Origin of the sequence: Rhodococcus sp. SJ-3, from assembly GCF_051918125.1 — a bacterium.
GTDB lineage: Bacteria > Actinomycetota > Actinomycetes > Mycobacteriales > Mycobacteriaceae > Rhodococcus.
On record NZ_CM123306.1, the window covers coordinates 2,482,301 to 2,494,002 of the forward strand.

Consider the following 11,702-nt stretch of genomic DNA (forward strand, 5'->3'; position numbering starts at 1 on the left):
TGCTGGTCGTCAGTTGCCATCACCGCAACGAAGGCTAGGTATGACTCATCTTCCCGGGCCTCGAGGGCTCTACCACCCGGCAAACGAGCACGATTCCTGTGGCGTCGCGTTTGTCGTGGACATGCATGGTCGACGCAGCCGCGACATCGTCGAGAAGGCGATCACCGCGCTGGTCAACCTCGAACACCGCGGTGCCGCGGGCGCAGAACAGAACACCGGCGACGGTGCAGGCATTCTGATCCAGGTGCCCGACGCGTACTTCCGCGCCGTCGTGGACTTCGATCTGCCCCCCGCCGGCGCCTACGCCACCGGCATGGCATTCCTGCCCAAGGGCGCCGATGCCGCGGGTCAGGCGCAGGAAGCGGTGGATCGGATCGTCGAGGAGGAGGGCCTCGAGGTCCTCGGCTGGCGCGAGGTGCCGATCGACACCTCCGACCTCGGCTCCATGGCCAAGGACGCCATGCCGACGTTCCGGCAGATCTTCATCGCCTCGGGCGCACGAGCCCTCACGGGCCTCGACCTCGAGCGACGTGCGTACGTGGTGCGCAAGCGCACCGAACACGAACTCGGCCACAGCGGCCCGGGCCAGGACGGCCCCGGCAGCGAGACCGTGTACTTCCCGAGCCTGTCGTCGTCGACGTTCGTTTACAAGGGCATGCTCACGACGCCGCAGCTCAAGGGCTTCTTCCTCGACCTGCAGGACGACCGTGTCGAGTCGGCGCTCGGCCTCGTGCACTCGCGCTTCTCCACCAACACGTTCCCGTCGTGGCCGCTCGCGCACCCGTTCCGCCGCGTCGCGCACAACGGCGAGATCAACACGGTCATCGGTAACTCGAACTGGATGCGTGCCCGCGAGGCACTCATCGACACCGACGTCTTCGGCGGGCGCGGCAAGCTCGAGAAGATCTTCCCCGTCGTCACCCCGGATGCATCCGATACCGCACGTTTCGACGAGGTGCTCGAGCTGCTGCACCTCGGTGGCCGCAGCCTTCCGCACGCCGTGCTCATGATGATCCCCGAGGCGTGGGAGCGGAACGAGGCGATGGATCCTGCCCGCCGCGCGTTCTACGAGTACCACTCGGCGCTCATGGAACCGTGGGACGGGCCTGCATCGGTGTGCTTCACCGACGGCACGGTCATCGGTGCGGTCCTCGACCGCAACGGCCTGCGTCCGTCGCGCGCATGGGTCACCGACGACGGCCTGGTCGTCATGGCCTCCGAGGTCGGTGTGCTCGACATCCCTGCCGAGAAGATCATCAGCAAGCGACGGCTCCAGCCGGGGCGCATGTTCCTCGTCGACACCGCAAAGGGGCGGATCGTCGAAGACGAGGAGATCAAGTCGGAGCTCGCCGCTGAGCACCCGTACGAGGAGTGGATCTCCAAGGGCGTTTCACGCCTCGAAGACCTGCCGCCGTCCCGATACACCTACATGTCGCACGAGCGGGTGGTGCTGCGCCAGCAGGTGTTCGGATACACCCGCGAAGAAGTGGACCTGCTGATCAAGCCGATGGCAGCGACCGGCGGTGAGGCACTCGGCTCGATGGGTACCGACACCCCCATCGCGGTGCTCTCGTCGCGTCCGCGGACGCTGTTCGATTTCTTCTCGCAGCTCTTCGCCCAGGTCACCAATCCGCCGCTCGACGCCATCCGCGAGGAGATCGTCACGAGTCTCGGTGGCATGCTCGGCCCCGAGGGCGACGTGCTGCGGCCCACCGCGGAGTCGTGCAGGCAGATCCTGTTGTCGGCGCCGGTCATCGACAACGACGACCTGCAGAAGCTCATCCACGTCAACGACAAGAAGCAGTACCCCGGATTCAACAGCGTCATCGTGCGCGGCCTCTACCCGGTCGCGGAGGGTGCGCGCGGTCTCCACACCGCGCTGGAGAGCATCCGCGAGCAGGTCTCGCAGGCGATCGACAAGGGTGCTCGCCTGATCGTTTTGTCCGACCGCGAGTCCGACGAGAAGCTCGCGCCGATCCCGTCGCTGCTGCTCACCTCCGCGGTGCACCACCACCTCGTGCGCGAGAAGACCCGCACCAAGGTCGGGCTGCTCGTCGAGGCCGGCGACGCCCGCGAGGTGCACCACATCGCCGCTCTGTGTGGTTTCGGTGCGGCCGTGGTCAATCCGTACATGGCGTTCGAGAGCATCGACGAACTGCTCCAGAACGGTGACCTGCCCGAAGGCATGACCCTCGACAAGGCGATCGCCAACTACATCAAGGCGGCGTCGAAGGGCGTGCTCAAGGTGATGTCCAAGATGGGCATCTCCACGCTCGCGTCCTACACCGGCGCGCAGCTGTTCCAAGTCATCGGCCTGTCGCAGGAGCTCGTCGACGAGTACTTCACCGGATTGCAGAGCCAGCTCGGCGGCATCGGCCTCGAGGAGATCGCGGCGGATGTCGCTGCGCGGCACCGGATGGCGTTCCTCGATCGCCCGTCCGAGCATGCGCACCGCGAGCTCGAGGTGGGCGGCGAGTACCAGTGGCGTCGCGAGGGCGAATACCACCTGTTCAATCCGGACACGGTGTTCAAGCTCCAGCACGCCACTCGCACCGGCCAGTACAAGATCTTCAAGGAGTACACGAAGCTGGTCGACGACCAGTCGGAGCGGCTCGCGTCACTGCGTGGACTCTTCGAGTTCAAGACGGGCCTGCGCCCGTCGGTTCCGATCGAGGAGGTCGAGCCGGCCAGCGAGATCGTCAAGCGGTTCTCCACCGGTGCGATGAGCTACGGCTCGATCTCGGCGGAGGCCCACGAGACCCTCGCGATCGCCATGAACCGCCTCGGCGGCCGCTCCAATTCCGGTGAGGGCGGCGAGCACCCGTCGCGTTTCACCCCCGACGCGAACGGTGACTTCCGCCGCTCGGCGATCAAGCAGGTGGCGTCCGGCCGCTTCGGTGTGTCGTCGCACTACCTGTCGAACTGCACCGACATCCAGATCAAGATGGCGCAGGGTGCCAAGCCCGGTGAGGGCGGCCAGCTGCCGCCGCACAAGGTGTACCCGTGGGTCGCGGAGGTGCGTGGTTCGACGCCGGGCGTCGGCCTCATCTCGCCGCCGCCGCACCACGACATCTACTCGATCGAGGATCTCGCGCAGTTGATCCACGATCTGAAGAATGCGAATCCGCAGGCTCGCATCCACGTCAAGCTCGTCTCCGAGCTCGGTGTGGGCACGGTCGCGGCGGGCGTGTCGAAGGCGCACGCCGACGTCGTGCTCATCTCGGGCCACGACGGTGGCACGGGTGCGTCGCCGCTGACGTCGCTCAAGCACGCGGGTGCTCCGTGGGAGATCGGTCTCGCCGAGACTCAGCAGACCCTGATGCTCAACGGTCTGCGCGACCGCATCGTCGTGCAGGTCGACGGTCAGATGAAGACCGGTCGTGACGTCATGGTCGCGGCGCTGCTCGGTGGCGAGGAGTTCGGCTTCGCGACCGCACCGCTCGTCGTGTCGGGCTGCATCATGATGCGCGTGTGCCATCTCGACACGTGCCCGGTGGGTGTTGCGACCCAGAACCCGGTGCTGCGCAAGCGGTTCACGGGCAAGCCGGAGTTCGTCGAGAACTTCATGCTGTACATCGCCGAGGAGGTGCGCGAGTACCTTGCCGAGCTCGGATTCCGCAGCCTCGACGAAGCGATCGGTCAGGTCGACTGCCTCGACACCGTCAAAGCCGTCGAGCACTATCGAGCATCGAAGCTCGATCTGTCGCCGCTGCTCGAGAAGGTGACGTCGCCGATCTTCACCGATCAGGACATGTACTGCACCAAGGAGCAGTACCACGCTCTCGACAAGGCGCTCGACAACGAACTGATCGTCAAGGCGCAGGCCGCTCTGGAGTCGGGCACCCCGGTGTCGATCGACACCACCGTCACCAACGTCAACCGCACGGTGGGCACGATGCTCGGTCACGAGCTCACGAAGCGCTACGGTGCGGAGGGGCTGCCGGACAACACGATCGACATCACCTTGACCGGTTCGGCGGGTAACAGCTTCGGCGCGTACGTCCCCAAGGGCATCACGTTGAAGCTTCTCGGCGACGCCAACGACTTCGTCGGCAAGGGCCTGTCGGGTGGTCGCATCGTGGTGCGTCCGCCGGAGGACGTGGCGCCCGGATTCGTCGCCGAGGACAACATCGTCGCAGGCAACGTGATCTTGTTCGGCGCCACCGGCGGTGAAGCACTCATCCGCGGTATCGCCGGTGAGCGCTTCGCGGTGCGTAACTCGGGCGCCACGGCTGTCGTCGAGGGCGTCGGCGACCACGGTTGCGAGTACATGACGGGCGGCAAGGTCGTCATCCTCGGCAGGACAGGACGCAACTTCGGCGCAGGTATGTCGGGTGGTGTCGCGTTCGTGTACAACCCGGACAAGGAATTCGAAGACAACCTGAACACCGAGCTGGTCGATCTCGAAGACCTCGAAGGCGAGGACTTCGTCTGGCTCAAGGGTGCCGTCGAGCGACATCGTGACGAGACGGGCTCCGAGGTTGCAGCCCGTATTCTGGCCGACTGGTCACAGCAGGTCGGCCACTTCGCGAAGGTGATGCCTCGCGATTACAAGAAGGTTCTCATGGCTATCAAGGACGCCACCATTCGTGGTGCGAACGTTGACGAAGCGATCATGGAGGCGGCTCGTGGCTGATCCGAACGGCTTCCTGAAGCACGGTTCTCGCGAAACACCGGTCCGTCGTCCGGTTCCCCTTCGGCTGCTCGACTGGAAGGAGGTCTACGAGCCGTTCCCGCTCGAGTCCCTCCAGATCCAGGCGAGCCGCTGCATGGACTGTGGAATCCCTTTCTGCCACAACGGTTGTCCCCTCGGAAATCTGATCCCCGAGTGGAACGACCTTGCCTACAAGGGCAAGTGGGACGACGGCATCGAGCGACTCCACGCCACGAACAACTTCCCGGAGTTCACGGGCAGGCTGTGCCCCGCCCCGTGCGAGGCATCGTGCGTGCTGGGCATCAACCAGGACCCGGTCACCATCAAACAGGTCGAGGTGGAACTCGTCGAGAAGGCATTCGACGAAGGCAAGGTCACCCCGATCCCGCCGTCGAAGCTCACCGGACGAAAGGTCGCGGTCGTGGGGTCGGGTCCGGCCGGGCTTGCTGCAGCGCAGCAGCTCACCCGCGCCGGCCACAGCGTCACGGTGTTCGAGCGTGCTGACCGCATCGGTGGTCTGCTCCGCTACGGCATTCCCGAGTTCAAGATGGAGAAGCGGTTCATCGACCGTCGTCTCGCGCAGATGGAGGCCGAGGGCACCGTCTTCCGCACCGGCGTGAACGTGGGCGTGGACATCACCGCTGAGCAGCTGCGTGAGCAGTTCGACGCGGTCGTCCTCGCAGGCGGCGCCACGGTCGCACGCGACCTGCCGATCCCGGGGCGGGAACTCCACGGCATCCACCAGGCGATGGAGTTCCTGCCGATCGCGAACCGGGTCCAGCTCGGCGATCTGCCCGCACCCACGATCACGGCCGCGGGCAAGAAGGTCGTCATCATCGGTGGCGGTGACACCGGGGCGGACTGCCTGGGCACCTCGCACCGGCAGGGCGCCGAGAGCGTTCACCAGTTCGAGATCATGCCGCGTCCGCCGGAGGCGCGTGCCGACTCGACTCCGTGGCCGACCTACCCCCTCATGTACCGGGTCTCGTCTGCGCACGAGGAAGGCGGCGAGCGGGTTTTCTCGGTCAACACCGAGGAGTTCGTCGGCAAGGACGGCAAGGTCACCGCACTGAAGGCACACGAAGTGCAGATGGTGAACGGCAAGTTCGAGAAGGTCGAGGGCAGCGACTTCGAGCTCGAGGCAGACCTCGTGCTGCTCGCGATGGGCTTCACCGGAGCCGAGAAGCCCGGCCTGCTCACCGATCTGGGTGTCGATTTCGACCAGCGCGGCAACGTCGCCCGCTCGTCGGAGTGGAACACGAATGTCGACGGTGTGTTCGTCGCAGGCGACATGGGTCGCGGGCAGTCGCTGATCGTGTGGGCCATCGCCGAAGGACGCTCGTGCGCGGCCGCGGTCGATCAGTACCTCGAGGGAGCAACGGCACTGCCCGTCCCGATCACCACGCGGACAGTGCCGCAGCGCTGACCCACTCACACAGGGCCGCTCACCGGACTCCGGTGGGCGGCCCGGTGTGTTCCGCTGCCGCGCGGTGCCGGAGCGGTTATCGTTCTGCGCATGACTGCATCCGGGAGTGTCACGAGGCGGGCACTGACGGCGGTCGCGGTCGGCGCGGGCGCTACCGCGATAGCCGTATCGGCAGCGCACACGGCGGCGGCCGATCCGTTGAGCGACTGCGTTCGCAACGCCGGGGGCATCGTCACCGTCGACGGGGCCTCGCCGGTAGCACCGGTTTTCGGGTTCGACGGCCTCATGCTGCTGGGCGTCGATGGTGGTACCGGTAATTCCTGCATCACCAACGTCGGACCGGGCACGGTGAATGTGACACATCCGGAAGGACGCGAACCGGGACGCACCCATGTGACCGACGCCCCGCTCGAGATGCGCGTCGACGGGGGTATCGGCAACGTCGCGGTCACGAATCTAGGCACCGGTGGCGTGACCGTCGACCGCCACGCGGTCGCGCCGAGGCCGCAGCCGGCAGCGAGCGAGCCCGAGCTGTTGCCGCAGATGGAACTCGATGCGGGCAGCGACGGCGTGTTCGTCACCAACATCGGGACGGGTTCGGTCGAGGTGATCGATTGGGACCACGCGAGGGGTCCTCTGCCCGCGGAGATTCCGGCCCCGCCGGGCATGGTGGTGACCGACCCGATCACCGGCAACGTCTACGTCACCAACTTCTTCGGACCCGCGGTGACCGTGGTCGATCGTGCCGGAGGACCGGTCTCGAGGGTTGTCGAGAAGCCCGATCCGGTTACTGCTCTCGACCACGGCACCAGCAACGTATTCGTCACCAACATCGGGGGCGGCGCCGTCACCGTCGTGCGCGGATAGGTTCCGTTCTGCCGAAAATACCGACTCGAATCACGCCGAGTTCACCGATGTGTCATATTCGTGATGGAAACTTGGGCGCGGCGTGATGTGACGAAACGGGGCGGGGGATCTTCCATGGGGTTCGGTAAGGCATCGGCAATGTTGGCGGCAGTAGCCGCAGTCGCAGGTGCGATGGTGGCAGCGCCTGCAGCGCAAGCTGTTCCGGGTGGCTGTCCGACGTTGAACGTGATCGCCGTCCCTGGGACGTGGGAGACGTCGAGCACCCCCGACCCCGAACGTGGTAACGGCATGCTGGCCCAGGTCACGGCCGGGCTTCCCGCCGGAGCCCGGGTCGATTATGTGCAGTACCCGGCCACTGCCTTCCCGTGGGAGGGCGACATGTACGGCATCTCCCGCAACCGGGCGGTCGACAACGCCAGGGATCTGATCGCCGGTACCGCGGCGCACTGCCCCGGCACCGATTTCGCGCTTGTCGGGTACAGCCAGGGTGCCGACGCCGCGGGCGATCTCGCCGCCGAGATCGGCACCGGACTCGGTGTGATCCCGCCACACCGGCTCACCGCGGTCGGCCTGATCTCCGATCCGCGTCGCTCCGAAACCGATTCGCTCGTCGGACCTCCTGTGCCCGGCAACGGCGCAGGTGGCTCACGCGTCGGTGGGTTCGGATTGGTGAGCCCCAACGTCCGCACTATCTGCGCCGTCGGAGACCTGTACTGCTCGACCTCCCGCGAGGACTACGTGACGCGCCTCGCCGGGTTCATGGCTATCACAGCGGGAACCGGCCCCGACCAATTCGAGCACTATCGCGACGAGGCCACCATTCTCTACAACGACATCATGGCCGCGGGCGGGGTACCGATGTTGCAACTGCAGATCAGCCCCGAGGCGAACTTCGAACGGGAGACACAGATCCGCGAGTTCTACGGCTCCCAGGTCCACCAGGACTACTCGAACTATGCGGTCGACGACCGCGGTACGACGGCAACGATCTGGCTCAACGACTGGCTCGCGTCGAAGGTATGAGGCCGCGGGGCGCGCGATCAATCGAGATCGAAACGCGAGCCCACCCTCACTACCCGTGGAGCCAAGCGGCTCAGCCACTTCCTGGCCTTCGCACCCGGAGCGACGGTGACGATGGGCCGGTTGTGGCGCACCGCGGAGACGATCGCATCGGCGACGCGCTCGGGTTCGACGTGCAATCTGCGGTGGAGCGACAGCGCGTGCTCGCGGCGAGCGGCGCGCTTCTCCCGGCTCGGAGCGACGTATTCGGAGTTCCGGGTCAGATTCGTGTTCACCAGATCCGGGCACACCACGGTCACACCGATACCGTGTTCGATCAGCTCGGCGCGTAGGCATTCCGAAAGCATGAAAACTGCGGCTTTGCTCGTCGAGTAGGCCGTCAGGTTCCGCTGCGTCATGAATGCTGCTGCCGACGACACATTCACGATGTGTCCCCCGGTACCGCGTTCGATCATCTGCGTGGTGAACGAGCGGCACCCGTACACCGCACCCCAGAAGTTGGTGTTCATGACATCTTCGAAGACCGACTGCGGTGTGTCGACGAATGCGCCGATGACTCCGAACCCGGCGTTGTTGACGAGCACGTCGGGAATTCCGTGCCGTGACCGGACAGTCTTCGCGAACTCACGGACCTGCGCCTCGTCTGCGACATCGAGCTCGTAGGCATGTGCGCCGCCGCCGAAGACGGCGGTCGAACCACCTGCAGATCCGGGATTGTCGATCAGGTGCACTGTTTCGAGCGCACCATCGAGATCTTTGTCCGCCACCACAACGATCGCGCCCGCGGCCGAGAAGGCGCGAGCGGCGGCGCGACCGATTCCGCTTGCGCCGCCGGTGACCACGACCAGCGTGCCGGTCAGGTCGTGGAGGCGGGCGCGGATAGAGGTTCCGGCTCGCCATCGTCGGATCTGCGCGTACCGAGTGGGCATGCTTCCATCCAACACGACGAAACCGCATGTGTCCGGCTCACAGTGCTCACACGACGGTGCTCACACGACGGTGATCGAGCGGGTGTGCCATCCGCTGGCGCCGTCGGGGATCGGCTCGACGCGCAGTTCGGTCTGGACCTCGCCGCCTCGATCGGTCGCCCGTACCTGAAGGGTGTGCGTGCCGGGAACGGCCTGCCACTTCCAATGCCATTGACGCCAGGTGTCGATGGAGTATTCCTCGGCTAGGGTCGCGTCGTCCCACGGGCCTCCGTCCACCCGCACTTCGACCCGGGCGATACCGCGGTGCTGGGCCCATGCCGTACCCGCGACCAGGACCTCGCCTCCGGTGACACGTGCGAACGGCGCCGGAACATCGATCCGGGACGCTGTCTTGATCGGTGCCTGCTCGGCCCAACCGCGACGCGTCCAATACGCCTGTGCCCGGTCGAACCGTGTCACCTCCCAGTCCACGACCCACTTTGTGGCCGAGACGAATCCGTACAGGCCGGGGATCACCTGCCGGACCGGATAGCCGTGCTCGAAAGGCAGCGGCTCACCGTTCATCGTCACCGCGAGCAGCGCGTCGCGGCCGTCACGCACGAGTGCTGTCGGCGTGCCGACGGTGAATCCGTCGACACTGGTCGACAACAGCATGTCGGCGTCGGGCGAGATGCCTACCTCGTCGAGTAGGTCTTTGATCGGGTAGCCGATCCAGGTGGCGGTGCCTGCGAGAGATCCGCCGACCTCGTTGGACACGCAGGTCAGAGTGATGGTGCGTTCGACCGGTGTGCGAGCCGTGAGATCGTCCCAGTTCAACGTGATCTCCCGATCGACCATGCCATGTATCCGCAGTGCCCAGTCGTCGGTGGTGAGCATCGGCACCTGCAAAGCGGTGTCGATGCGGTAGAAGCTGTTGTTACCGGTGATGAACGGTGTCGCTCCGGGGACTGTGATCTCGGAGCCGGGTGCGACCGCCGGCGCACGATCGCCCGTCTTCACGAGTGGTGCAACGAAGGCCATGCGGTTGCGGACGGCACCGGCGATCGAGCCTGCGAGGTGACGGCCTGCCATACCGGCGGACACTGCGACGGCAGCAGCGGCGCCTGCCAGTACGAGAAATCGTCGGCGGGGAAACCCTGAGCCTGCGTGTGCTGCCTTGTCGATCCCGAGCGCGCACCGGGTGAGAGTCGTCAAGGTTGCGACCCCTGCGGCGACACCCACGATTGTCGGAACGGCAGCGACGGCGGTCGCATCGGGCCGGGTCGTGGCTGCATATACCCCGACGAGGCCGAGGCCAACGAGAACGAGACTGCCGTAGGGGCGCCCGGGCCGCTCGACGATCCCGGCGAGCGCGGCGAACACCGCGATCAGGATGCTCATCCCGATGAACAGCGCTGTCTTGTCATTGGTGCCGAAGGTGGTGATCGCGATCTCACGCGCCCACGAAGGACTTCGGTCGACGGTCGTGGATCCGACTGCGAAGAACGGGGACGCGGACGATCCGAACGGCACCGCTACGAGTTCGCCCACTCCCAGGGTGACCGCAGCGGCCAGTATGCCGGCGAGCGCCCGCGCCGCGAGCACGGGCCGCGCATGCGGTCTGCGATTCCCCGTTTCCGGGTTGCCCTCGTGCGTGCTCTCCTCGTTCGTCGTCATGCACCTGTCCTTCCGTCATGTCGGGGAGGACTTCGGTACCGAACATGAAGCGGATGGGTGAGCCGGTGCGGCAGTGGACGACGCGGCTTCCGATATCAGCCGAGATACACGAAGTGCGACGGACCTCCACCCGGCTCCGAGGAACCGGTGACCGCGGGGAAGTTGAACGGGAGTGCGGTGAGCTTGTGCGGATTTCCGTTCTGGTCGGCCTGCCAGCAGTCGAGGAGTACGCCGTGGAATTGCGTACATTCGATTCGCGTCGACTCACCGAACGGTGAGGTGAGCCGGTTTTTCGCGACCAGCGGATTCCAGAACTCGCCGTCGCTCGGAACGAGGAAGTCGGGCTGTTCGACGACGGTCACCGCGCCGTTGTCGGAGGGCCACTCGTCGGCAGCTGCGGTGCCTGCGGTGCCGAGCACCGCAGCGCCGGCCAGAGCAACTATGGACACTGTTCGGCTGAAGGTGCGCATGGCCCCTCAGCGTAGGAGCTGCGCTCGGCCCGTGTGCCGGTTTCACACGCGCAATGTGTCGCGCACATGCCCTGTCTCGTTGATCGACGCCACCCGCCGCCGACCCGCGCGGGAGACGAGAAGGCGCGTGACCGATGCGTATTCGATCGGGAATGCCAGCGGCAACTCGAGCCCGAGGAGGTCTTGCAGCACGATGTTGATGACCCCGCCGTGCGCGACGACCACCGCGGTCTCCTCATGCGTACACGAGGAAACGACCTGCTCGACCGACGTCAGCACCCGCGTGCGGAAAAGTTCCGCATCGACGAAATCGGGAAGGTGACCAGCAAGGATGCGCTGATAGGCGTCGGATCCGAGTTCTTTCGCGGTTTCGAACGGAATGTAGTGATCGAGCTCGTAGTCGTACTCCGCGAGGCCCGCGATCTGCTCGACCGGCAGCGTCAGCCGGTCGGCGAGTGGCTGGGCTGTTTGGAGCGCCCGGAGCTGCGGGCTCGAGAACAACCGCGCGATCCGGTAGGGCGCGAGCGCTTCCACCAGCCGTCCGGCTTGAACCAGTCCCTGTTCGGTCAGGGACGGATCAGCGCGCCCCAGGTTCACGCGGGCGTATTCCGGTTGGGCGTGGCGGATCAGGAGAAGCTGCACGGTGTCCACCATGCCAGGCGTGCGCGGGCAGGCGTAAA

General features: G+C 66.0%; 8 protein-coding genes. 4 read left to right on the forward strand and 4 right to left on the reverse strand.

Annotated elements, in window-relative coordinates; genetic code table 11:
• Positions 1 to 40: 40 nt before the first annotated feature.
• From gltB to ACTDXD_RS11445, 4 genes are all read left to right on the forward strand, one after another.
• Entirely contained in the window at positions 41 to 4,636 is a 4,596-nt protein-coding gene (gene gltB / locus ACTDXD_RS11430) for a glutamate synthase large subunit (protein WP_440127133.1), read from the forward strand.
• Positions 4,629 to 6,080, forward strand: coding sequence for a glutamate synthase subunit beta (locus tag ACTDXD_RS11435; protein ID WP_440127134.1), 1,452 nt, complete (start codon positions 4,629 to 4,631; stop codon positions 6,078 to 6,080). The genes gltB and ACTDXD_RS11435 overlap by 8 nt, the downstream gene beginning before the upstream one ends.
• Before the next feature lie 90 nt (positions 6,081 to 6,170).
• A complete protein-coding gene (locus ACTDXD_RS11440) occupies positions 6,171 to 6,947 on the forward strand; it encodes a YncE family protein (RefSeq protein WP_440127135.1) in 777 nt (258 codons plus the stop codon).
• A 114-nt stretch (positions 6,948 to 7,061) separates the two neighbouring features.
• Positions 7,062 to 7,970 carry a cutinase family protein gene (locus ACTDXD_RS11445; protein ID WP_440127136.1) on the forward strand — a complete coding sequence of 303 codons (909 nt, stop codon included), beginning with the start codon at positions 7,062 to 7,064 and terminating at the stop codon, positions 7,968 to 7,970.
• 17 nt (positions 7,971 to 7,987) lie between these two features.
• On the opposite strand, the gene ACTDXD_RS11450 is transcribed toward ACTDXD_RS11445, so the two are convergent.
• The 4 genes from ACTDXD_RS11450 to ACTDXD_RS11465 all read right to left on the reverse strand — a co-directional run bounded on the left by ACTDXD_RS11450 (position 7,988) and on the right by ACTDXD_RS11465 (position 11,664).
• Positions 7,988 to 8,896: an SDR family NAD(P)-dependent oxidoreductase gene (locus ACTDXD_RS11450; RefSeq protein ID WP_440127137.1), complete on the reverse strand. Its 909-nt coding sequence runs from the start codon at positions 8,894 to 8,896 to the stop codon at positions 7,988 to 7,990.
• Between the two features lie 60 nt (positions 8,897 to 8,956).
• Entirely contained in the window at positions 8,957 to 10,552 is a 1,596-nt protein-coding gene (locus ACTDXD_RS11455; RefSeq protein WP_440127138.1) for a molybdopterin-dependent oxidoreductase, read from the reverse strand.
• Between the two features lie 95 nt (positions 10,553 to 10,647).
• A complete protein-coding gene (locus ACTDXD_RS11460) occupies positions 10,648 to 11,022 on the reverse strand; it encodes a hypothetical protein (RefSeq protein WP_440127139.1) in 375 nt (124 codons plus the stop codon).
• A 42-nt stretch (positions 11,023 to 11,064) separates the two neighbouring features.
• Positions 11,065 to 11,664 carry a histidine phosphatase family protein gene (locus tag ACTDXD_RS11465; protein ID WP_440127140.1) on the reverse strand — a complete coding sequence of 200 codons (600 nt, stop codon included), beginning with the start codon at positions 11,662 to 11,664 and terminating at the stop codon, positions 11,065 to 11,067.
• Between the last annotated feature and the right edge of the window lie 38 nt (positions 11,665 to 11,702).

What these genes read in the sequence shown, in the direction of transcription:
- ACTDXD_RS11445 (WP_440127136.1), top strand. Translation starts at nt 7,062, where the DNA reads ATGGGGTTCGGTAAGGCATCGGCAATGTTGGCGGCAGTAGCCGCAGTC.
- ACTDXD_RS11450 (WP_440127137.1), bottom strand. Translation starts at nt 8,896, where the DNA reads ATGCCCACTCGGTACGCGCAGATCCGACGATGGCGAGCCGGAACCTCT.
- ACTDXD_RS11460 (WP_440127139.1), bottom strand. Translation starts at nt 11,022, where the DNA reads ATGCGCACCTTCAGCCGAACAGTGTCCATAGTTGCTCTGGCCGGCGCT.
- gltB (WP_440127133.1), top strand. Translation starts at nt 41, where the DNA reads ATGACTCATCTTCCCGGGCCTCGAGGGCTCTACCACCCGGCAAACGAG.
- ACTDXD_RS11455 (WP_440127138.1), bottom strand. Translation starts at nt 10,552, where the DNA reads ATGACGACGAACGAGGAGAGCACGCACGAGGGCAACCCGGAAACGGGG.
- ACTDXD_RS11440 (WP_440127135.1), top strand. Translation starts at nt 6,171, where the DNA reads ATGACTGCATCCGGGAGTGTCACGAGGCGGGCACTGACGGCGGTCGCG.